This window comes from Rudaea sp. (genome assembly GCF_036560865.1).
GTDB lineage: Bacteria > Pseudomonadota > Gammaproteobacteria > Xanthomonadales > Rhodanobacteraceae > Rudaea.
In genome coordinates, this window is record NZ_DATBQK010000003.1 from 38,600 (window position 1) to 59,436 (window position 20,837).

Sequence of the window (20,837 nt, forward strand, 5' to 3'; positions counted from 1 at the left end):
TCGGCCCTATAATAGGCTTTGGTGGCGCGCCGCTGCCGCCAACCGCATTCCAACGAGAATTCCATTGAAGAAAAAATCCCCCGCCGTCGCGAAACGTGGCAAGGCGAGCAACAAATTGCCGGGCTGGCTGCCGGATATCGCGAACGCGCCGCCGTCGAGACAGGCCCAGCCCGGGCAGGGCAAAAAAACTGTGCCCGCGGCGAAGGGCAAACACGACGGATTTACGCCGGCCGCCCGCGGCGGACAGTCCCATGCTGGCGATCGCTCCGGTCGACCGCAGCAGCGCGGCGCGCCGCCGTCCACAACGGCGAAAACCGGTGGACACGGTCCTCGTGGCACGGGTCATCATGATCCGCATGCCGAACGCGAAGCGCAGCGCTACGAGCATCCGATTCCAAGCCGTGAAGTGATCCTCAAATATCTCGCCGAGCGCGGCGAGCTGCTGAAGGTCGAAGCGCTCGCGCTCGGTCTCGAGCTTACAAACGAGCGCGATATCGAGGCGCTGACCAAGCGCCTTGGCGCGATGCTGCGCGATGGTCAGTTGCTGCAGAATCGGCGCGGCGGCTATGGCGCCGCGGCTCGGCTCGACCTGATCCCCGGCACGATCATCGCGAATGCGGAAGGCTTCGGTTTTCTGCGTCCGGACGTGGGTGGCGACGATGTATACATTTCCCCCGCGGAGATGCGCAAGGTGCTGCATGGCGATCGCGTGCTGTTGTCGATCGTCGGTGTGGATCGGCGCGGACGCAAGCAGGGTGCGATCGTCGAGGTGCTCGAACGCCGCGCCTCGCGCCTGGTCGGGCGCGTGGTGATGGAAAACGGCGTCGTCCTCGTCGCGCCCGACGATCGGCGCATGCATCAGGACGTGCTGGTTCCGCCGGGCAAGGAGCGCGGCGCGCGCTCGGGGCAGATCGTTGTGGTCGAGATCACTCAGCCGCCGACCGCGCAGCGCGGGCCGATCGGCGAAGTGGTCAGCGTGCTCGGCGAGCGGCTTACGCCGTCGATCATCGTCGAGATGGCGATTGCCGGTCATGGTCTGCCGCACGAATGGCCCGACGCGGCGTTGCGCGAAGCGGCGCAGGTCGAGCCGCAAGTGACGCGTGAGGAAATCGCCGGTCGCATCGATCTGCGCAAGCTGCCGCTGGTCACCATCGACGGCGAAGACGCGCGCGATTTTGACGATGCGGTGTTCGCCGAACCGGTACAGGGTGGCTTGCGTTTGATCGTCGCGATTGCCGATGTGTCGCATTACGTGCGCCCCGGCACGGCGCTCGACGACGAGGCGGTGAAGCGCTCGACCTCGGTCTACTTTCCCGGATTCGTCGTGCCGATGCTGCCGGAGACGCTGTCGAACGGAATCTGCTCGCTCAATCCGAAGGTCGAACGCCTGTGCATGGTCTGCGACATGCGCGTCGGCTACGAGGGCGATGTTTCGCATACGAAGTTCTATCCCGCGGTGATGCGTTCGCATGCGCGCCTGACTTACACGCGCGTCTGGCAGGCGATTGGCGAAAAGAATGCCGATGCGCGTAGCGAACTCGCCGATGTGCTGCCGCAGCTCGAAAACCTGCATCAGCTGTATCAGATTCTCGCCAAGGCGCGGCAGCGCCGCGGTGCGATCGATTTCGACAGCCGTGAGGTGAAGTTCCGCCTCGCCGCGTCCGGCGAGGTGGAGCAACTCGGCGCCGAGCCGCGCAACGACGCGCACAAGCTCATCGAGGAGTGCATGATTGCGGCCAACGTCGAGGCCGCGCGTTTCCTCGACAAGCACAAGATTCCCGCGCTGTATCGCGTGCATGCGCCGCCGCCGGAATCCAAGTACGAAGACCTGCAGGAATTCCTGCTCGAATTCGGTCTGCGCATGCCGCCGCATGCCGACGTGAAGCCGGCGGATTTTTCCGCGCTGCTGAAAAAGATCCACGATCGCGCCGATGCCGGGCTGATCCAGTCCGTGCTGCTGCGTTCGCAATCGCTGGCGGTCTACAGCCCGCAGAATGCGGGACATTTCGGTCTGGCACTCGACGCCTACGCGCATTTCACCTCGCCTATCCGGCGCTATCCGGATCTGCTCGTGCATCGTGCGATTCGCTACGCGTTGACCAAGGGTAATCCGTCCGACTATACCTACAGCGCGAGCGAGATGGCCGGGCTGGGAACGCATTGTTCGCACAACGAGCGCCGCGCCGACGAGGCCGAGCGCGACGTCGACGAGCGCTACAAGTGCGCGTGGATGGAGAAGCACGTTGGCAGCGAATTCGATGGCATCGTCTCCGGCGTCACCTCGTTCGGCCTGTTCGTCGAATTGATCGAGTCGCAGGTCAGCGGTCTGGTGCATATCACCCAGCTGCCGAACGACTACTACCATTTCGATCCGGTGCGCCATCTGCTCAGCGGCGAGCGTCGCGGTCTGCAGTTCCGCCTCGGCGACGCGGTGCGCGTGCAGGTGCTGCGCGCAAGCATGGAGGATCGCAAAATCGACTTCCGCCTTACCCAGGATCGATCCGCGGCCGCACCAAGTGCGTCGGCGCCGGAAATGCCAAACAAGCCGGCGACGCCGACAAGGAAGAGACGCAAATGAGCGGCGAATTGCTGTTCGGCATCCATTCGATCGATGCCGCATTGACCAACGATCCGAAAAATATCCTCGAATTGTATTTCGAGACCGATAGCCAGAACGCACGCGTGAAGGAGCTGTCCGAGCGTGCGCGCGACCTGGGTTTGAAGCCGCATGCGCGCCCGCGCGACGCGCTGGACCGCATGACCGGCGGTGCGCGTCATCAGGGCGCGGTCGCGCGGTACCGAGCACCGCCGCCGCGCGCGGAAAGCGAACTGTATGAACTTGTGGAGAAGGCGGAAAAAGATACTTTGCTGCTGGTGCTCGACGGCGTGACCGATCCGCACAATCTCGGTGCCTGTCTGCGCAGCGCGGAAGGTGCGGGCGTGACGGCAGTGATCGTGCCCAAGGACAAGGCTGCGGGCATCACGCCGACCGTGCGCCGCGCATCCAGCGGCGCGGCGGATCGTGTGGCGTTTTTCGCGGTGACCAATCTGGCGCGCACGCTCAAGGCGCTGAAGGATCGCGGGGTCTGGCTCGTCGGTCTCGCCGATGACGCTGGGCAGGATTTCTACAAGCTCGATCTCAAGGGCCCGCTCGCGATCGTCATGGGTAGCGAAGGCGAAGGCATGCGCCGGCTGACCAGCGAAGCCTGCGATTTCCTCGCGCATATTCCGATGCGCGGCGCGGTGGAAAGTCTGAATGTCTCGGTCGCCACCGGCGTCGTCTTGTTTGAGGCGCTGCGCCAGCGTGGTGCGTAGGGGCGCGCTGAATTGCGCCCGTGCAAGTCGATGGGAGAATAAACATGCAATGGCACGATTGGGTTGGGCTCGCCGGTGTCGCGGTCGTATTGCTTGCGTTCTTTCTGCTGCAGGCGGGTAAGCTGCACGGCAACGCGTTCGTCTATCAATTGCTTAATGCGCTCGGCGCTGCGGCCGTGGTGTTGTCGCTGTTCTACAATTTCAATCTCTCGGCGTTCGTCGTCGAGACTTGCTGGGTGGCGATCAGCATCTACGGCATGTGGCGCGGGTTCAAACAGCGCCAGTGGGAGTAGATCGGGCGAATCAGGCCGCGGCTTTGGCTTTCGCGGCCAGTCTTCCGCGCAACGAGTTGCTCATCGCCTCGGTGATCTGCACGTCGACAAAGGTACCTGTCAGATCAGACCCGACCAGGCTCGCCGGCGTCGGGAAATTCACGTAGCGCATATTCTCGGTACGGCCGGTCAGTTCACGCGGATTTTTCCTGCTCGGGCCTTCGACGAGCACGTTCTGCACGCTGCCGATCATCGCCTGCGAAATCGCTTTCGAGTTTGCGTTGACCGTGGTTTGCAGGCGCACGAGACGCTCGTGCTTGAGTGCATCGGGCGTGTCGTCCGGGAGATTCGCCGCCGGTGTGCCAGGGCGTCTGGAGTAGACGAAGGAGTAGCTCTGATCGAAGCCGATATCGTCGATCAATGTCATCGTCTGCTCGAATTCCGCATCGGTTTCGCCGGGGAAACCAACGATGAAATCCGACGACACGGATATGCCCGGACGCACCTTGCGCAGCTTGCGGATTTTCTGCTTGAACTCGAGCGCCGTGTAGCCGCGCTTCATCGCGCCGAGCACGCGATCCGAGCCCGACTGCACCGGCAGATGCAGATAGTTGGCGAGCTTGGGTACGTTGGCGTAGGCCTCGATCAGCGAATCGGAGAATTCGAGCGGATGCGAGGTGGTGAAGCGGATGCGGCCGATGCCGTCGAGCTCGGCGATGGCGTGGATCAGCAGCGCCAGGTCGGCCACGCTGCCGTCATGCATCGCGCCGCGATACGCGTTGACGTTCTGGCCGAGCAGATTGACTTCGCGCACGCCTTGCTCGGCGAGCGTGGCGACTTCGGCGATCACATCGTCGAACGGCCGGCTGATTTCCTCGCCGCGCGTGTATGGCACGACGCAGAACGAGCAGTATTTCGAGCAGCCTTCCATGATCGACACGAACGCGGTCACGCCGTCCTTGCGCGGCTCGGGCAGGTGGTCGAATTTCTCGATCTCGGGAAACGAGATGTCCACCTGCGCGCGTTGTGTGCTTTTGCGCATTTCGATCATCTGCGGCAGGCGGTGCAGGGTCTGCGGGCCGAAGACAAGGTCGACATAGGGAGCACGCTTGACGATCGCGGCGCCTTCCTGGCTGGCGACGCAGCCGCCGACCCCGATGACCAGATTCGGCTTGGCCTGCTTCAATTCCTTCCAGCGCCCGAGCTGCGAGAACACTTTTTCCTGCGCCTTTTCGCGGATCGAGCAGGTGTTGATCAGGATCACATCGGCCTCGGCCTCGTTCTGGGTCAGATCCAGATCGTGCGAAGCCTTGAGCACGGCGGCCATTTTGGACGAGTCGTACTCGTTCATCTGGCAGCCGTGGGTCTTGATGAAAAGTTTGCCGGGCATGATCGAGGTGTCGGGGAATTTTCCGGAGCGGGTGAGTTCAAACAACCGCGTATTCTAAGCGCTGGCGTGCCGGCTTGCCATGTGCATGGTGCGCCAGCGCGGTCGCGGTCGCATGAAGACACTTGGCAAAACTCCTTGACTGTCAGAAACTTGGCCATCAAATCGTATCGAACATGAAAAATCTGCCGTTTGCCGTTTCGGCTGTTCTCCCTGTGCTTGCGCTGTGTCTTGGCGTGCTGGCCCCGCGTGCCCACGCGGGCGCCGTGTATCGCTGCGCGGGAGCGAACGGGCAGACCGCATACACCAACAAACCGGCAGGCTTGAGCGGCTGCACGAAGATTTCCGAATACATCGATCCGCCCAAACCGCCCGCGCTTAAGCCGGCCGAAAAGAGCACGCCGTCCAACACGGTCAAACCCGTGGCGATCAGGAGCGCACAAAGCGAATACAAATCCGAACCGGCGTCGCAATTCGCCAACGTCGTCAGCGGAATCAGCGTCCGCGGCGTCGAGCAAAAGTCTCGGGCGGCACAGAACCCGACGGTAAAAGTGGATAAATCCACCGAAGTTCGCCGTGGTTCGGTATACAAGGTCGCGCGTGCGAACGGCATCACCGAGTACACGAATATCAAGCCGGCAGGCGGGTCGTACCAGCTGCTATTCACCTATATTGCGACCTGTTACGCCTGCAACGTGCATTCGGCGATCGACTTCGCCACGATCGCGCTCAACCTCGGCGCGTATCGCGACGAAATCGCCGCAGCCTCGGCCGAGTTCGGCGTCGAGCCGTCGTTGCTGCGCGCGGTGATCCACGCCGAGTCCGCATTCAATCCGAACGCGATTTCGGACAAGGGCGCGCAGGGACTGATGCAATTGATGCCGGCCACCGCAGCCGATCTGGGGGTCGGCAGTCCGTTCGATGTCGGCCAGAATATCCGCGGCGGCGCGCATTACCTCGCGCTGTTGCTGCGTCAGTTCAACGGCGACGAGCGTCTGGCTACCGCGGCCTACAATGCCGGCCCGCAAAATGTGCAAAAGTACAATGGTATACCACCGTTCGACGAAACCAAGGTGTATGTCGAGCGCGTGGCGACCTTGCGCAAGCGCTACCGCGCCGCGCAGTAGCGTGCGCCGCTCCGGTTATTCTCCGCTGGCTGGCGCGTTCTGCGGTGGCGGCTTTTCGGCGAGGACGACGTCTAACTTGATTGGTTTGCCGTCGCGCAGCGCGTCGACTTCGACCTTGCTGTCTGGCGCAAAGCGCGATTCGCGATTGTACAGATCGAACTGGTTGACGATCGGCTCACCGCCGAACTGGGTCAACACATCGCCGGGTTTGAGGCCGGCGCGCGCGGCCGGCCCGTCCGCGACGAGGGCGCTGATGGCGACGCCGCGCGGCAGAGCCGACTCGGTGTTGCCGTGCTGCGGCGGAAGACTTTCGTAGGACGCGCCCATCCAGCCGCGGACCACGTGGCCGTGGTTGATGATCTGCTCGAGTACGCGTTTCGCCGTGCTTACCGGTATCGCAAAGCCGATGCCGACGTTGCCGCCGCCCTCCGAGGGCGAATAGTTTCTCGAGTTGATGCCGACCAGTTCGCCGAACGCGTTGACCAGCGCGCCGCCGGAGTTGCCCTCGTTGATCGCTGCGTCGGTCTGGATGGAGTCCTCGTACGAGGTCGGCGTCACTTGGCGGCCGAGCGCACTGATGATGCCCATGGTGACCGTGTTGCCCAATCCGAACGGACTGCCGATCGCCAGCACCACGTCGCCGACTGCGGGCACCTGGTCGGAGACCGGCAGCGGCGGCAGGTTCGAGGTATCGAGTTTGAGCACGGCCAGATCGGTTTCCGGATCGCTGCCGACAAGCTTGACCGAGACGGTGCGGCCGTCGCTGAGCACGGCCATGATTTGCTCGGCACCGTTGATGACGTGGTTGTTGGTCAGCACATAACCCTTGCTGTCCACGATCACGCCCGAACCCAAGCTGTGGATCGCGCGCTGAACGGGTGCGCCGAACGGTCTTGGGGGGAACACCGTGAGCCATCGAGGATCGGTAGGCACTATATAGCGTTGCTCAGAGGTGACCTTGTCGGCCGTGATGCTGACCACGGACGGCGCCGCGCGCTGCACCGCGCGCGAGTAGGACGCCATGATCGTGTCCGCCGCGCGCGCGCGTTCGCGCGTGATGGTCGGACTTTCGTCGGGCCGCGCCGCGACCGGTGCGGGACTTTCTTCTTCCTGCGCAGCGGCGGATGCGGCCGTTCCGGCCGGGCCGAACGTAGGTTGAATCAGCGTGCCGGTGTTCGCAGGCGGGGGGTATGCGCCGCGCAGACGCGCAACCCATTGCGGCGCGAGCAAGGTGACGACAAACGCCAACGCCAGGCCCAAAGTGACGAATTGGGCGACGAATTGGAGAAAGCGGAACAGATTTTTCATGACGATGGAAAAGTACCGTGCGGCAGGGGCGTCGCGTAGGGTGGCGCAAGGCGCCCGCCATATTTTTCGTTGTCTTGGGGCCGGAAGCTTGGTTAAACTAACATGATTTTTGCGGCAAGCTGCAAATCCCCGCGTGAACTTTTTTGTATCTTTCGGAGTGCCGGATGGCGAATGAGGGCGTGAATCAGGGACGCCGGCGTTTCCTTACTGCGACGACAGCGGTCGTCGGCGGTGTGGGAGCTGCGACCGCGTTGGTCCCTTTCATCAAGTCTTGGGAACCGAGCCAGCGGGCGATCAACGCCGGTGCGCCGGTATTGGCGGATATCAGCAAGGTCGAACCCGGTCAGCGCCTGATGAAGGAATGGCGCGGTCAGCCGGTGTGGATCATCAACCGCACCAAGGCGTTGCTTGACACGCTGCCGGAGGTGGACAGCCGCCTCAAGGATCCGAAATCCGAGGCCGACCAGCAGCCGAAATATGCGCAGAACGAAGCGCGCGCGATCAAGCCGGAATGGCTGGTCGTGATCGGCATCTGTACGCATCTGGGCTGCTCGCCCGAGTATGTGCCCGAGATCAAGGCCGAACCGTTCGATCCGCAATGGAAGGGCGGTTTCTTCTGCCCATGCCACAAGTCGCGCTACGACATTTCGGGTCGCGTGTTTCAGGGCGTGCCCGCGCCGATGAATCTGGTCGTGCCGCCGTACAAGTTCGTCGACGACACGCACATCATGATCGGCGTGAATCCGGAGGGGACGGCCTAATGGCAAACGTATTCGCAGCCATCGGCGGTTGGATCACCGACCGCGCCCCGGGCCTGATGCCGGTCTACCGCAAGCACATGTCCGAGTATTACGCGCCGAAGAACTTCAATCTCTGGTACTACTTCGGTTCGCTCGCGCTGATCGTGCTGGTCAACCAGATCGTCACCGGCATCTTCCTGACCATGTTCTACAAGCCGGGCGCGGACACCGCATTCGCCTCGGTCGAATACATCATGCGCGACGTCGACTGGGGCTGGCTGATCCGCTACATGCATTCCACCGGCGCGTCGATGTTCTTCATCGTCGTCTACCTGCACATGTTCCGTGGCCTGATGTACGGTTCGTACAAGAAGCCGCGCGAACTCGTCTGGCTGCTCGGCATGCTGATCTTCCTCGCCCTGATGGCCGAGGCGTTCATGGGCTATGTGCTGCCGTGGGGCAACATGTCGTTCTGGGGCGCCAAGGTGATCATCTCGCTGTTCGGTGCGGTGCCGTGGATCGGCGATACGCTGGTGCAGTGGATCATGGGCGACTACAACCCGGCCGATGCGACCCTGAACCGCTTCTTCGCCCTGCACGTGATCGCGTTGCCGCTGGTGCTGCTGCTGCTCGTCGTGCTGCATCTGGCGGCGCTGCATGAAGTCGGTTCGAACAATCCCGACGGCGTGGAAATCAAGAAGAAGAAGGGTGCGAACGGCATTCCGCTCGACGGCATCGCCTTCCATCCGTACTACACGGTCAAGGATCTGTTCGGTACCGGTTTCTTTCTGATCATCTGCGCGTTCATCATCTTTTATCAGCCCACCGCGGGCGGCTGGTTCCTCGAGAACGACAACTTTATCCCGGCGAACAATCTCGTCACGCCGGCCGAGATCAAACCGGTCTGGTACTTCACCCCGTTCTACGCGATCCTGCGCGTGATTCCGAGCAAGGGCCTGGGCATCTTTGTGATGTTCGCCTCGATCGTAGTGCTGTTCCTGGTGCCCTGGCTGGATCGCGGTCTGGTCAAGTCTGTCCGCTACCGCGGCCGCGGCTACAGGATCGCGCTCGGCCTGTTTGCACTGGCCTTCGTGTTACTCGGCTCCATCGGTGCAGGCAAGACCAGCGAATGGATTCCGCATTTGTTCGGCGCCAGCGCCGATGTCACCAGCATCGAGATGCACATCGGCTGGTTGCTCACAGCCCTCTACTTCGGTTTCTTCATTTTCCTGTGGGTCTACACCGCGTTCGGTTTCGAGAAAACCAAGCCGGTACCGGAGCGGGTGACCACCCATGACTGAGCCCAACATGATCCAGCGTCTGATCGTCAAGACCGGCCTGATCGCCGCGCTGCTGCTGGCCGCAGGCACTGCCTGCGCCGAGGAAGGCGGGCTGGCGGTCGCCAATACCAATGTATCCAACATCGCTTCGTTGCAGCGCGGTGCGCGCCTGTACTTCAACTACTGTTCGGGCTGTCACTCGATCAAGTACATGAGTTACTCGCGGCTCGCCCAGGATCTGCAGCTGTCGAACGAGGAGGTGCTGAGCAACTTCGCCTTCACCGGTGCGCGCATCGGCGACCAGGTCGTCTCCAACATGCCCGCCGACCACGCGCAGGACTGGTTCGGCAAGGCGCCGCCCGACCTGTCGCTCGAAGCGCGCGCGAAGGGTCCGGACTGGATCTACAGTTATCTGAAATCCTTCTATCTGGATCCGTCGCGACCGGTCGGCTGGAACAACCTGGTGTTTCCGAACGCCTCGATGCCGAACGTGCTGTGGGAACTGCAAGGCTCGCAGCGCGCGACCTATGCGCCGGCCAAGCCCGGTGAGGATCCGCTGGTCGAGAAACTCGAAGCGCCGGTCGGCGGCAAGCTGTCCGCGGACGAGTACGATCAGACCGCGCGCGATATCACCGCGTTTCTGCAATACGTGGGCGAACCCGCGGCGTTGAAGCGCGAAGCGGTCGGTGTATGGGTGATCCTGTATCTGGCCTTCTTCACCTTCCTCGCCTATCTGCTCAAGCACGAGTACTGGAAAGACGTGCACTAGACCGATCGGCTCGGCCCAGCGAATCCAGGCGCTCCATCGCGCCTGGATTTTTTTTGCGGCGCTATGCGGTGGGTGCGCCGCAGGTGTACATTGGAGGAATACTGACGGGACGCGGGCGCGGCCTGCATAGTTCCGTTCCTGCGTGGGGACGTTGGGCAGCTCCAGGAAAACCAGCCGGCATGGTCTTGAATCCGCGATCGCGCACCGTTCTGACTCTGTATTCCTCACGCGATTGCGTGCAGTGCCATCGGGTGCGCCTTGTGCTTGCGGCCAAAGGCGTGACCTACGACTTCATCGCGGTCAACCCGCAAGCACCGCCGGAGGATCTGCTCGATCTGAATCCGTATCACAGCGTGCCGACTCTCGTCGATCGCGATCTCGTGGTCTACGAAACGAGCGTGGTCTGCGAATATCTCGACGAGCGTTATCCGCATCCGCCGCTGATGCCGGTCGATCCGTTGTCGCGCGCGCGCCTGCGCTTGGGCATCGTGCGCATGGAGCGCGACTGGCTGCCGCTGGTCGGCCAGATCGCGGCGGGCGGACGTCCCGCCGACACCGCGCGCAAACGTCTGCGCGAAGCGCTGCTGGCGAGCCTGCCCTTGTTCAAGGCGGCGAAATTCTTCCTCAATCCGGAATTGAGCCTCGCCGACTGTGCGCTGGCGCCACTGATCTGGCGCCTGCCGAGCCTCGGCGTCCTCTTGCCGCGTGAAGCGCACGTGATCAACGACTACGGCGAGCGCATTTTCCGCAATCCCGGATTTACGCGCAGCCTGACCGAGGAAGAAAAAGCGCTGCGTCCCTGAGAATGCCTGCCCGACGCGGCAATCCAGAAAGCTTCAAGCTTTACCACGAAGGGCACGAAGGGCACGAAGTACACGAAGTACACGAAGGAAAAGCGAAGGATTGTTTTATGCCTTCTTCGAGTCCTTTGCGTCGTTTGTGGTTAAATTCGTCTGGATAATTCTAAAGTCGTCTATGAACACCGTCGTGATGACCTCCAATCGCTCTTATCTGTTGCGCGCCATGTACGAGTGGATCGCCGATAACGGCATGACCCCCTACATCCTCGTCGACGCGGCCGCACCCGGCGTGAACGTACCGCGAAGTGCGGTGAAGGACGGTCGCGTGGTGCTCAATATCGCCGCACGCGCGGTTGCGCAACTGGAACTGGGCAAGGATCGCGTGCGCTTCACGGCGCGTTTTTCCGGCGTCAGCCAACCGGTCGAGGCGCCGATGGCCGCGGTGCTCGCGATCTATGCGCAGGAGAACGGGCAGGGGATGATGTTCCCGGCCGAGAACTCGCCGCCGACGCCACCGTCGGCGACGCCGGAAGCGGCGATCGAGGCGCCGGCAAAAAAAGGCCCGCATCTGCGCGTGGTCAAGTAACGCGCAAATCTTTCGTTCAATCCAGGCTGGGTGGCTGCGGTCGGCGCATCTCGATGACATTCGAGTCGGCCGCAAGCGGCTGCGCATGGGTTACCGGCAGGCTCCATGACAGCATGCGGCCGTCGAGCATCTGCAGACCGCCGCGATGGCGATCGTGGCCGTCGAGGCTGACCTCGAACGCGTAGCTGCGGCGCAGGCACAGACGGCCCTCGCGGTTGCGCGCCAGGGCCAGCCCGGACAGCGCGACGCTCTGGTCGAGCAGTTGCACGCCGGCTCCGGAGCACAGTCCGTGACCCAGTTCACGCGCGCGTTCGCGCGCCTTGAGCGCGTTCTGCCAGACGTATACGGCCAGCAGGACCAGGATCAGCGAAAGCATGGTTGGCAGCATCGGCCCAAGTGTAAGGCTTGCGGTTCGCGACACAAGGCGCGGCTGCCGCGGCGCGATTTCGTTACAATGAGCGCAGTGGGCCGTCGCGCCGCAAGGGCTATGGTCGGAGCTCCCAGCAGGGGACGAGATTGTGATCGAAATTCCCGGGTACGAAATCAAGCGCGAAATCGACGCCAATAAACTGGCGACCGTTTACCTCGCGCTGCAGGCGTCGCTCGACCGCGAAGTCGCGCTCAAGGTGATGGCACAGGCGCTTGCCGACGATCCGGCGTTCGCCGAGCGCTTCATGCAGGAGGCGCGCACGCTGGCTTCACTGGCGCATCCGCACGTCATCGCGGTCTACGACGTCGGGGTCGCTCCCGGCAATCGCTATTATTTTGCGATGCAATACCTGCCTGGCGGCGATTTCATGGCGCGTGTGCAGCGCGGTATCGACGACCCCGCGCTCTTCGAAACCCTCGATGGCGTCACCCAGGCGCTCGACTACGTGCATCAGCGCGGCCTGATCCATCGCGACGTCACCCCGCGCAATATTTTGTACGATGTCTCCGGCATGCCGATCCTGACCGATTTCGGCATCGCGCGTGCGATCGGGGCGAGCGCAGGCAGCACCGGCACCGATTATTCCGCGGTGACCGGGCACTACATCAGTCCGGAGCAGGCGCGCGGCACGCCGCTCGATGCACGTGCTGATCTGTACAGTCTCGGCGCGCTGACCTATTTCGGTCTCACCGGCAAACCGCCGTACGACGGCGTGGACGGATTCGCCGTCGCCTACGCGCATGTGTTCGAACCGATTCCGCGTCTGCCGCCGGAGCGCGCGCACTGGCAGGCGTTGATCGATCGCGCGCTGGCGAAAGACCCGAGCCAGCGTTTCGCGAGCGCGCGCGAGTTCCTCGACGCGCTGAACAAGTTGATGCAAGGCCGCTCTGGCTTGATTGAAGCCGCCGCGCCGCCGCCGCCATCATCTGCGCCGGCGCAACTGGAGATAACCGACCCGACGCCAGGGATCGAGGCGGAAAAGCCCGCCGCAGCTCCACCACCGGCAGCCTACGCCACGATGATGCACCCGCTGCCGCAGACCGCGGCTGCGGCGCCGCAAACCGTGCCCACGGCCGGCGCGAGCGCTGCACCGCCGCCGGCGCGCGCACGTTGGCCCCTGTTCGTCGTTGCTGCGCTGGCGCTGATCGGATTTGTGTCGTATACGCAATTCGGCAGACATTCGTCAGTCGAGAAGGGTCCGCTGCGGGTTCAGGCGACACCACCGCCTGCCACTGCCGCCCAGCCCGCGCCTTCGACGAATATGGTCGTCAGTCCGGATGTCGCAACGAAGTCGGCGTCGACCGATGCGACCGCGATACCAAGTCTGGACGCGGCCGCAGAAGCTGCCGTGGGCGAGTTTGTTCCGGTCACGGACGTGTTCGCGCTGCCGACCGTGGTCGATCCGGTGACCGAGGCGATACGCCTGGGCCGCATCGATTTCGCCAGCCAGCGTCTGACCACGCCGCCGGGCACGAATGCGCTCGAACGTTTCCAGTTCGCGCTGAAGCGGGATCCGAAAAACAAGACTGCAAAACTGGCCATTCTGGATATTGCAAAAAAGTATATCCAGCTTGCGGACAAGGCCCAGGCCGGCAGCGATACGAGCGCGTATCTGCAACTGCTGACCAATGCCGACGACGTGGCGAAGACGCTCGACGAAGCCGCCGACGTGCGCCAGGATGTCGCGACGCGGCGCGCGAAAGTGGCCGAGCCGTACCTTGCGCAGGCCAAGGGGGCGGTGGCCGAGCTCGACAAGGTCACCGCCAAGACCGCATACGAAAAGGTGCTGGAAATCGACCCGAACAATGCGGCTGCGCGCGATGGCCTGAAGCTGGTGGCGACGCTCGGCGAACCCGGCTTCGTGTTCCACGACAAGCTCGGCGATGGCGGTCAGGGGCCGGATATGTTGGTACTCGGTGGCGGCAGAACCGCGGTGGCGCGGCACGATGTGACGCGCGGCGAATTTCGCCGCTACTGGAACGCCGCGGGACGGGCGGCATTTGCGGGCAAGGAGCCGGCTTGCCGCGACCGCGAATCATTTTTCCGCTCGTCGCGGGATCGCACCTGGCAGAGTCCGGGCTTCGATCAGGACGACAGCCATCCGGTGGTCTGCGTGAACTGGGCCGAAGCCGCCGCTTATGCGCAGTGGTTGAGCCACCAGAGCGGCAAGCGCTACCGCCTGCTCAGCGTCGCCGAATTCGATCAACTCGCCGCGCGCGCCACTTCAGATTGCAAGGCAGCGAATCTTGCCGACGCGGCGTTCAATCGCAAGTACGAAAGCCGCGACGGCGCCAGCTGCGACGATGGTTTTGCGGAAACCGCGCCAGCCGCGCATTTCGAGTCCGGCGGCGTACATGACGCCAGCGGCAACGTGCGCGTGTGGGTCGCGGCTTGCGGCAACGGCGCCGCGGCGCCGGCCGGCGGCACCTGCCGCGACTACCTGGCCAAGGGTCGCTCATGGATGTCGGCGCCCAAGGACGCCGCCACCAGCGGAGATTCGTTCGCTGCCGATGTCGGCTTGAACAGCGTCGGTTTCCGCCTCGCGCGCGAAATCGACAAGTAAGCCGTCGGCAGCGGGGATTTTCGAGGATGAAATTGTTTTTCCCCAATGGCGAGCGCGCGCCGGTCGATCTGACCGAAGGCGCTCTCGTCATCGGCAGCAGCCCAACCTGCGAGATCGTGCTCGATGTCGCGGGCGTCACTCCGCGGCATTGCGAGTTGCGCACGCAGAGTGGACGCAGCGAGGCAGGCCCGCTCGCGATCGGCGCACCAACCCGGCTCAACGGCGCTGCGCTGACGAGCTATGCGGAGCTGCAAGGCGGCGACCTGTTGCAGATCGCGGAGGTGGAGTGCCGCGTCGTCGCGACCGAACGCAGGAAGTCGCCGCGCATCGCGCAGAGGCCGGTGTCGGTCGCGCTCGGCGACAGCACGAATGTGCGCATGGACGCGTCGGAGTTCGTGCTGCGCGGTGTTTCCGGTGCGACCTTCGGCAAACGCTTTCCGATTCGCGGCAATATGGTCGTGGGCCGCAGCAGCGACTGCGACATCTGCATTCCGAGCGAGGAAATCTCGCGCCACCATGTCCGTCTTGGGCTGGTGCCGGACGGCGTCATGGTCGAAGAACTGGGCTCGGCGAATGGCACCTTCATCAACGGCCGGCGCATGGTCGGTGCGGCGCTGCTCAAACCCGGCGATGAATTGCGCATCGATGTCGTGCGCTTCCTGTTGATCGTGCCGGGCAAGGAAGCGGAGCATCTGACCCCTACACGTGATGGGCCCGCCACGCAGGCCGAACCGCCGGTGCGGACGCGGTCGAAAACCTTGACGCTGCTGCTGGTAGCTCTGGGTATGGTCGTGCTGGCCGCGGTCGCGCTCTTCGCCCTGGGCTGGTCCTTCCTCAGCTAGGCGTCACGTGCGCAGGTCGACGCGCATCGACAGGTCGATCGCGCGCACATGCTTGGTCAGCGCGCCGACCGAGATGAAATCGACGCCGGTTTCGGCGATCGCGCGCACCGAGTCGAGGCCGACTCCGCCCGACACTTCGAGCGCTACGCGGCCGGCCACGATCATCACCGCCCGGCGCAGGCTTGCGGGTGCGAATTCATCGAGCATGATGCGATCGACACCGGCGGCCAGCGCGGCGTCGAGTTCGGCGAAATTCTCCACTTCGACTTCGAGCAGCAGCCGCGGATGCGCTGCGCGTGCCGCGCGCACAGCCGCGTCAAGCGAGCCGGCTGCGGCGATGTGGTTTTCCTTGATCAGGATCGCGTCGAACAGGCCGATGCGATGATTGTGTCCGCCGCCACAGCGCACCGCATATTTCTGCGCCAGGCGTAGGCCGGGCAGAGTCTTGCGCGTGTCGAGGATCCTTGCGCGCGTGCCGCGCACGGCGGCGACGTATTGCGCGGTGGTCGTCGCCGTGGCCGACAGGGTCTGCAGGAAATTCAGCGCGCAGCGCTCGCCACCGACCAGTGCGCGCGCGTTGCCGCGCAAAGTACACAATGTCGCATCTGCAGCAACCTGCTCGCCGTCCCGCGCGAGCCAGCGGATTTCGGCGCGCGCATCGAGCGCAAGGAAGCAGGCATCGAACCAGGGGCGGCCGGCAAGCAGCGCAGTTTCGCGCGTGACGACGTGCGCCTGCGCTTGCGCGTCCGCTGGCAGCAGGTCGGCAGTGGCGTCGCCGCTGCCGATATCCTCGGCGAGCGCGCGCTCGACGTCGCGACGCACATCGTCCGGCGCGGGCGGATCGGGCGTGAACACGTGCGCTGGCTCCACAAAGTCTGTCGGTGACTGGCCGCTGACTTCAGTTCAGGGCCCGTCCGGCCCGGCAGGGTGGCAGACCCTAGGTTGCGTGCGCAAGACCCGCGCCGGTGTCCTGTGCGGATTTCAGCCGCTTGACGATCGCGCCCAGGGCGCGGTCGAACAGCGGCGGATCGTCCTTGTGCAGGGTCAGGCTGCCGTCACCGAGTTCGGCGGCGAGCGCGGCAATCGTCTTGTCCACGACCTTGAGTCCCTTGCGGTCGACGAACAGATACTTGTGGCTGATCGGGCTGATCCAGGAAAGCTTGGCGCGTTGCTGTGCATCGCTGCCGGCGCGGCCGAACTCCACCCAATCGCCGACCTTCATCGCGCGGATTTGCTTGATGCATGCCGGATCGACGTCTTCCGCTTCCGGCGACGCCTCGGGCTCGCAGCGCAGGGCGTTCTTTTCCATCATGCCGACGATCTCGGCGACGGCGGGGTCGTTCGCGGCGCCGCCGGTCCGCGCTGCCGTCCTGGGCGCGACATCGATCAGGCTCTGGTGGAATGTATTGAGTTCCCGCAGCAGGCGCTGCACGTCGTCGCCTTGATAGGCCACCGTCGCCAGCCCCTTGCGCAAATAGTCGTACATGCCCGGCAGCAGATCGCGCAAACGCTGCCGGTCTTCCTCGCTGAACTTCGGCGTGGCGCTCCAGGCGAAAGCGTCGGCGAAATTCAGCGCCTGTTTCCACTCTGCCGACGTCTCGCCCTGACGCAGCGCGATCAGCACGAGATTCTGCGCCCAGGGACCGACGAGCAGGGTGTGGAACAGTGCGGGCAACTGCTTGCCATCGCAGCGCTGGTGCATCTCGCGCGCGGCGAGCTGGCGCGCGTAGTCGAGTTTCTCGCGCCCGCGCACGGCTTCGGCGGTGCGCTTTTCGGTCAGTTCGGCGCGCCGTTTGGTAGCGGCCACGAAGGCGTTGAAGTCCGTGTTGGTGCGCTCGATCAGGGCGAGGTCGTCATCGAATTCGCGCAGGATCGTTTCGACCGCGTCCCTGATTTTTTCGTAGAGCGGCTGATCGGCCTGCGAATCGTTGGACTTGCCGACACAGGCCAGCGCCATGTTGTCGAGCAGCAGTCGCGCCGAATGGGTCTTGTGCGTGAACAGGTGGCGGTCGAGCAGGGCGATCTTGAGATAGGGAATCTGCAGGCGCGCGAGCAAGGCCTGGATCTGCACCGGTATGTCGCGGTCCTGCACGATGAATTCGAACAGCATGCCGACCAGATCGATCGTGTCCTCGTCGACCGCGGAGACGCGTGCGTGCGATCCTGCCTGCAATTGGTCGGCCTGGTCGAGCAGGGCCTGCTTGAGCTGGCGAGCGTGCACCAGAGCTTCCCCACCATAGTTCTGCGACATCATGCTCTGGCTTTGCAGGATCTGCAGCGCGGACAAAAGATCCGTCGGTGCCAGCAGGGGTACGCCCGCGGGCTGCGCGCCTTCGGCCGGCATCATCGGCGCGGGCCCTGAGGCTGCAGACCCTTGATGGCGCAGAGCAAGCAAGGAGCGCAGAGTCTGGTAGATTTCCGTTTCGATCGGTGTCTGCGCGCCAGCGGCGGCTTCACCTGCATAGTTGGACGGGTATTGCACCGATGCGCCCGCGGGCGCAGGTGCGGCGGAAGCCGGCGGGGCCGTGTGGCCGCCGCGCAAGCGCAGTTGCGGCAACACGCCCGCGTGAATCAGGTGCGCATTGACGCCTTCGTACAGGAGATCCAGCCCCGACATCAAATAGCGATCAAGCAACTTGAACACGATCAGCTTCGAGGCCAGGTGCAGATCAAAAACGGACAGCGCCAACTGGAAAGCTGCGCACAACTGCGCCGGACCGATGGGGTTGGTGGTGTTTTCGACCGGCACGCCGCGGATTGCCGACAGGCGCCGGTTGAGCGCATACAGATGATGGCCGAGGCGCGATTCGGTTTTTGCGATCATGCCGCTGACCGCGAGCGCTTCCTCGAGTTCGTCGTCGTCGACCAGGCTCAGACCGACATCCGCATTCGGTGCGACGGCGGTGGTTTTCGGTGGCGCAAGCCGGGCGAAAGCGAATTCATCGAAAATCTGGCTGATGCGTTCGAGCGTCGCGCGTTCGACGTGCTGCCGCTTCTTGCGCACGTCGCGCATGTCGTCGAAAAACTCGGTATACGCGGCGTCGCCCTTGGCGTGCTCGGCCAAGCTGAACAACGCGTCGTCGGTGTTCTCGAACAGGGCGTTTATGATCTCGTTGATGCGCCTGAGCGTCAGGTCGCGCACCGTCTTGAGCGGCTCGCTCAAGCGGTCCACAAAAGATTGCGCCATAGGCTGCCGCGGAGGGAGACTTACAACCTTACTGCCGTCGTTCTTGGCGCTCATGCGTCAATGCCAAAAAGTGAGACCCCGACTCCACCGGAAGGGTGGAATGCTTACCCTGTGGCTCAAGACTAGCGCTTGTCAAGAACGCAAGTGTTGAACTGTTTCGCATAATAACGCATGCAAGCAATGTTTTTTGCTTGCAGAACGAGGTTGGACATCAGATTGGAAAGCCGCTCAATTGGAGTGTGCCGATACCCTCATCCGCGAGCATAACCGGAATCTCGTCTTCGATGCGATAGATGACTTTGCCATCCGTGGTCAGCAAGCCGGCCTGCAGCGGAGAGGCGACTTCCGCGCCCGCGATGGTCTGCACCGCATGTCGGGAAATTTCGCGGTTGAGCGCGTCGAGCTGGGTGCGGCTCAGCGGCTTGAGCGGCGTCTTGGTGACCGGGCAGCAGAGAATGTCGAGCAGGCGTTTGTCCATGACGAAGTATGACTGGCTGGAATTTACGCCTAGAATATCGGTTTTGCCGCACCGGGGCCACGAGCAGATCAGGCCATGACTAAAGACGACACACAGCCGCGCATTGGCATCGTGATGGGGTCGCGTTCGGACTGGGACACGCTGGCGCCCGCGGCAGACATCCTCGGCAAGCTTGGCATCGCGCATGAAGTGCGCGTGGTGTCGGCGCACCGCACGCCCGATCTGCTGTTCGACTATGCAGCGCAGGCCGCCGCGCGCGGACTGAAAGCGATCATCGCCGGCGCCGGTGGCGCCGCGCATCTGCCGGGCATGCTCGCCGCGAAAACCGCGTTGCCCATACTCGGCGTGCCGGTGCAATCGCAGGCGCTCAACGGCGTCGATTCGCTGCTCTCGATCGTGCAGATGCCGGCCGGGGTGCCGGTGGCGACGTTCGCGATTGGCAAGGCCGGGGCGGTCAACGCCGCGCTGTTTGCGGCGGGCATGCTCGCCCTCGAAGACGCGGTCGTCGCGCGTGCGCTCGCGGATTTTCGCGCAGCGCAGACCGAACAGGTGCTGGCGAAACCCGACCCGCGCAATCCATGAGTACGGTCGGCATTCTCGGCGGCGGCCAGCTGGCACGCATGCTCGCGCTCGCGGGCGCGCCGCTCGGTGTGCGTTTTATCGTTGTGGACAATGCGCCGGATGCCTGTGCCGGCCAAGTCGCGCCGCTGCTTAAGGCCGACTGGCGCGACTTCGCCGCGCTCGAGGATTTCGCCCAGGCTGTCGACGTCGCCACGTTCGATTTCGAAAACGTGCCGGCGGACACCGCGCATTGGCTGGCCGAGCGTACGCAAGTGTTTCCGAATCCGCGCGCGCTCGCCGCCACCCAGGATCGCCTCGCCGAAAAAAACCTGTTCCGCGAACTGGGCCTGGATACGCCCGCGTTCGCCGCGGTGGACAGCCGCGCCGATCTCGAACGTGTGCTGGCGGCGATCGGTTGTCCCGCCGTGCTGAAGACGCGCCGCCTCGGCTATGACGGCAAGGGCCAGTTCCGCCTGAAATCCGCAGCCGACGTCGACGCGGCATGGTCCGCACTCGGCGGCGTGCCGCTGATCCTCGAGGCCTGGGTCGCATTCGAGCGCGAGGTCTCGCTGGTCGCGGTACGCGGACGCAACGGTGAATTCTGTACTTATCCACTTGTACAGAATTGGCATGCCGACGGCATTCTCTCCGCAAGCCTCGCGCCGGCGGCGGACACGCAAGCGTTGACCGGACCTGCGCTGAGTCACGCGCGCGCGATCGCCGAACATCTGGACTACGTCGGTGCGTTCGCGCTGGAACTGTTCGTCAGCGACGGCCGCCTGCTGGGCAACGAAATGGCGCCACGCGTGCACAACTCCGGGCACTGGACGATCGAAGGCGCGGTCTGCAGCCAGTTCGAGAACCATGTGCGCGCCGTGCTCGGATTGCCGCTGGGCGATACGTCGGCGCTTGGCATCAGCGTGATGCTCAACTGGATCGGCGAGCTGCCCGACGCGCTGCCGGTGCTCGCCGAGCCGCGTGCGCATTGGCACGACTACGGCAAATCGCCGCGTGCGGGACGCAAGGTCGGGCACGCAACCCTGCGTGCGGATGGGTCAGCGGAAATGCGTGAGCGCCTGGTGAGTGTCGCGCGCGCGCTTGGGCGCGAGGCGCAGGTGGCGCCCGTGATCGCTGCGTTGGCGGAATCGCGCTCGCACGCTTAGCTTCTGCCCGTCATTCGCGCTTGCACGGG

19 protein-coding genes are annotated in these 20,837 nt (G+C 63.8%); 13 read left to right on the top strand and 6 right to left on the bottom strand.

Annotation, left to right across the window (positions count from 1 at the left end):
• Positions 1-64: 64 nt before the first annotated feature.
• Genes rnr through VIE67_RS00275 form a run of 3 tightly spaced genes read left to right on the top strand, consistent with a single transcriptional unit; the run spans position 65 to position 3,608 of the window.
• Positions 65-2,578, top strand: coding sequence for a ribonuclease R (gene rnr, locus VIE67_RS00265; protein ID WP_414707228.1), 2,514 nt, complete (start codon positions 65-67; stop codon positions 2,576-2,578).
• Positions 2,575-3,315 (top strand): 23S rRNA (guanosine(2251)-2'-O)-methyltransferase RlmB, encoded by a 741-nt coding sequence (gene rlmB / locus VIE67_RS00270; RefSeq protein WP_332022216.1) that lies wholly within the window; start codon positions 2,575-2,577, stop codon positions 3,313-3,315. Before rnr ends, rlmB begins: the two co-directional genes overlap by 4 nt.
• Positions 3,316-3,359: 44 nt before the next feature.
• Positions 3,360-3,608 (top strand): CBU_0592 family membrane protein, encoded by a 249-nt coding sequence (locus VIE67_RS00275; protein ID WP_332022217.1) that lies wholly within the window; start codon positions 3,360-3,362, stop codon positions 3,606-3,608.
• Between the two features lie 10 nt (positions 3,609-3,618).
• On the opposite strand, the gene miaB is transcribed toward VIE67_RS00275, so the two are convergent.
• Positions 3,619-4,977: a tRNA (N6-isopentenyl adenosine(37)-C2)-methylthiotransferase MiaB gene (gene miaB / locus VIE67_RS00280; protein WP_332022218.1), complete on the bottom strand. Its 1,359-nt coding sequence runs from the start codon at positions 4,975-4,977 to the stop codon at positions 3,619-3,621.
• Positions 4,978-5,150: 173 nt separating this feature from the next.
• On the opposite strand from miaB, the gene VIE67_RS00285 reads away from it, so the two are divergent.
• On the top strand, positions 5,151-6,101 hold the full coding sequence (locus VIE67_RS00285; RefSeq protein WP_332022219.1) for a lytic transglycosylase domain-containing protein: 951 nt from the start codon (positions 5,151-5,153) through the stop codon (positions 6,099-6,101).
• A gap of 15 nt (positions 6,102-6,116) precedes the next feature.
• On the opposite strand, the gene VIE67_RS00290 is transcribed toward VIE67_RS00285, so the two are convergent.
• Entirely contained in the window at positions 6,117-7,409 is a 1,293-nt protein-coding gene (locus tag VIE67_RS00290) for a S1C family serine protease (RefSeq protein WP_332022220.1), read from the bottom strand.
• A gap of 164 nt (positions 7,410-7,573) precedes the next feature.
• Between VIE67_RS00290 and petA the strand changes: the two genes are divergently transcribed.
• From petA to VIE67_RS00315, 5 genes are all read left to right on the top strand, one after another.
• Complete coding sequence (petA, locus tag VIE67_RS00295; RefSeq protein WP_332022221.1) at positions 7,574-8,170, top strand: ubiquinol-cytochrome c reductase iron-sulfur subunit; 597 nt, start codon at positions 7,574-7,576, stop codon at positions 8,168-8,170.
• Entirely contained in the window at positions 8,170-9,450 is a 1,281-nt protein-coding gene (locus tag VIE67_RS00300; RefSeq protein WP_332022222.1) for a cytochrome b, read from the top strand. Before petA ends, VIE67_RS00300 begins: the two co-directional genes overlap by 1 nt.
• Positions 9,451-9,457: 7 nt before the next feature.
• Positions 9,458-10,198, top strand: coding sequence for a cytochrome c1 (locus VIE67_RS00305; protein ID WP_332022276.1), 741 nt, complete (start codon positions 9,458-9,460; stop codon positions 10,196-10,198).
• A 179-nt stretch (positions 10,199-10,377) separates the two neighbouring features.
• Complete coding sequence (locus tag VIE67_RS00310; protein WP_332022223.1) at positions 10,378-11,001, top strand: glutathione S-transferase N-terminal domain-containing protein; 624 nt, start codon at positions 10,378-10,380, stop codon at positions 10,999-11,001.
• 172 nt (positions 11,002-11,173) lie between these two features.
• Complete coding sequence (locus VIE67_RS00315; RefSeq protein WP_332022224.1) at positions 11,174-11,584, top strand: ClpXP protease specificity-enhancing factor; 411 nt, start codon at positions 11,174-11,176, stop codon at positions 11,582-11,584.
• A gap of 16 nt (positions 11,585-11,600) precedes the next feature.
• On the opposite strand, the gene VIE67_RS00320 is transcribed toward VIE67_RS00315, so the two are convergent.
• Positions 11,601-11,960, bottom strand: a complete 360-nt coding sequence (locus VIE67_RS00320) for a DUF3301 domain-containing protein (RefSeq protein WP_332022225.1) — start codon at positions 11,958-11,960, stop codon at positions 11,601-11,603.
• 142 nt (positions 11,961-12,102) lie between these two features.
• Here VIE67_RS00320 and VIE67_RS00325 point away from each other — a divergent pair, with 142 nt between their 5' ends.
• Positions 12,103-14,577, top strand: a complete 2,475-nt coding sequence (locus tag VIE67_RS00325) for a protein kinase domain-containing protein (protein ID WP_332022226.1) — start codon at positions 12,103-12,105, stop codon at positions 14,575-14,577.
• 26 nt (positions 14,578-14,603) lie between these two features.
• Complete coding sequence (locus VIE67_RS00330) at positions 14,604-15,419, top strand: FHA domain-containing protein (protein WP_332022227.1); 816 nt, start codon at positions 14,604-14,606, stop codon at positions 15,417-15,419.
• Positions 15,420-15,422: 3 nt separating this feature from the next.
• Here the strand turns inward: VIE67_RS00330 and nadC are convergent, their stop codons facing one another.
• The 3 genes from nadC to VIE67_RS00345 form a co-directional block, all read right to left on the bottom strand.
• Positions 15,423-16,274 (bottom strand): carboxylating nicotinate-nucleotide diphosphorylase, encoded by an 852-nt coding sequence (gene nadC / locus VIE67_RS00335; RefSeq protein WP_332022228.1) that lies wholly within the window; start codon positions 16,272-16,274, stop codon positions 15,423-15,425.
• Between the two features lie 82 nt (positions 16,275-16,356).
• Positions 16,357-18,591 carry a DUF1631 domain-containing protein gene (locus tag VIE67_RS00340; RefSeq protein ID WP_332022229.1) on the bottom strand — a complete coding sequence of 745 codons (2,235 nt, stop codon included), beginning with the start codon at positions 18,589-18,591 and terminating at the stop codon, positions 16,357-16,359.
• 226 nt (positions 18,592-18,817) lie between these two features.
• Complete coding sequence (locus tag VIE67_RS00345) at positions 18,818-19,084, bottom strand: Trm112 family protein (protein WP_332022230.1); 267 nt, start codon at positions 19,082-19,084, stop codon at positions 18,818-18,820.
• A 75-nt stretch (positions 19,085-19,159) separates the two neighbouring features.
• On the opposite strand from VIE67_RS00345, the gene purE reads away from it, so the two are divergent.
• A complete protein-coding gene (purE, locus tag VIE67_RS00350) occupies positions 19,160-19,666 on the top strand; it encodes a 5-(carboxyamino)imidazole ribonucleotide mutase (RefSeq protein WP_332022231.1) in 507 nt (168 codons plus the stop codon).
• A complete protein-coding gene (locus VIE67_RS00355) occupies positions 19,663-20,808 on the top strand; it encodes a 5-(carboxyamino)imidazole ribonucleotide synthase (protein ID WP_332022232.1) in 1,146 nt (381 codons plus the stop codon). Before purE ends, VIE67_RS00355 begins: the two co-directional genes overlap by 4 nt.
• The last annotated feature ends 29 nt before the right edge of the window (positions 20,809-20,837 follow it).

Excerpts from the sequence above, each read along its gene's own strand:
- rlmB (WP_332022216.1), top strand. The coding sequence starts at position 2,575 with ATGAGCGGCGAATTGCTGTTCGGCATCCATTCGATCGATGCCGCATTG.
- VIE67_RS00275 (WP_332022217.1), top strand. The coding sequence starts at position 3,360 with ATGCAATGGCACGATTGGGTTGGGCTCGCCGGTGTCGCGGTCGTATTG.
- miaB (WP_332022218.1), bottom strand. The coding sequence starts at position 4,977 with ATGCCCGGCAAACTTTTCATCAAGACCCACGGCTGCCAGATGAACGAG.
- VIE67_RS00285 (WP_332022219.1), top strand. The coding sequence starts at position 5,151 with ATGAAAAATCTGCCGTTTGCCGTTTCGGCTGTTCTCCCTGTGCTTGCG.
- VIE67_RS00290 (WP_332022220.1), bottom strand. The coding sequence starts at position 7,409 with ATGAAAAATCTGTTCCGCTTTCTCCAATTCGTCGCCCAATTCGTCACT.
- petA (WP_332022221.1), top strand. The coding sequence starts at position 7,574 with ATGGCGAATGAGGGCGTGAATCAGGGACGCCGGCGTTTCCTTACTGCG.
- VIE67_RS00300 (WP_332022222.1), top strand. The coding sequence starts at position 8,170 with ATGGCAAACGTATTCGCAGCCATCGGCGGTTGGATCACCGACCGCGCC.
- VIE67_RS00305 (WP_332022276.1), top strand. The coding sequence starts at position 9,458 with ATGATCCAGCGTCTGATCGTCAAGACCGGCCTGATCGCCGCGCTGCTG.
- VIE67_RS00310 (WP_332022223.1), top strand. The coding sequence starts at position 10,378 with ATGGTCTTGAATCCGCGATCGCGCACCGTTCTGACTCTGTATTCCTCA.
- VIE67_RS00315 (WP_332022224.1), top strand. The coding sequence starts at position 11,174 with ATGAACACCGTCGTGATGACCTCCAATCGCTCTTATCTGTTGCGCGCC.
- VIE67_RS00320 (WP_332022225.1), bottom strand. The coding sequence starts at position 11,960 with ATGCTTTCGCTGATCCTGGTCCTGCTGGCCGTATACGTCTGGCAGAAC.
- VIE67_RS00330 (WP_332022227.1), top strand. The coding sequence starts at position 14,604 with ATGAAATTGTTTTTCCCCAATGGCGAGCGCGCGCCGGTCGATCTGACC.
- VIE67_RS00345 (WP_332022230.1), bottom strand. The coding sequence starts at position 19,084 with ATGGACAAACGCCTGCTCGACATTCTCTGCTGCCCGGTCACCAAGACG.
- purE (WP_332022231.1), top strand. The coding sequence starts at position 19,160 with ATGACTAAAGACGACACACAGCCGCGCATTGGCATCGTGATGGGGTCG.
- VIE67_RS00355 (WP_332022232.1), top strand. The coding sequence starts at position 19,663 with ATGAGTACGGTCGGCATTCTCGGCGGCGGCCAGCTGGCACGCATGCTC.